This is a genomic window from Methylobacterium sp. CCH5-D2, assembly GCF_001556475.1.
GTDB classification, from domain to species: Bacteria; Pseudomonadota; Alphaproteobacteria; order Rhizobiales; family Beijerinckiaceae; genus Methylobacterium; species Methylobacterium hispanicum.
In genome coordinates, this window is record NZ_LSIX01000792.1 from 1 (window position 1) to 213 (window position 213).

Genomic DNA, 213 nt, shown 5'->3' on the forward strand with positions numbered 1-213 from the left:
GGCGCGAACCGCCGGTCCGGCAACGGTGCACGACAGCCAGTCCCAAGAGGCCATGCGCAATCCCTACGACGTGCTGGGCGTTCCCAAGAACGCGAGCGAGGCCGACATCAAGAAGGCCTATCGCAAGCTGGCGAAGGCCCACCATCCCGACCGCAACAAGGACGACGCGAAGGCGAAGGACCGCTTCGCCGAGGCCAACAGCGCCTACGAGAT

The 213-nt window shown here is 65.7% G+C and carries 1 protein-coding gene; it reads left to right on the forward strand.

Going from position 1 to position 213, the window contains the following annotated elements; all coding sequences use genetic code 11:
- Positions 1 to 52: 52 nt before the first annotated feature.
- The coding region (locus AX737_RS21090) for a DnaJ domain-containing protein (RefSeq protein WP_156453865.1) at positions 53 to 213 on the forward strand (161 nt) is incomplete at its 3' end.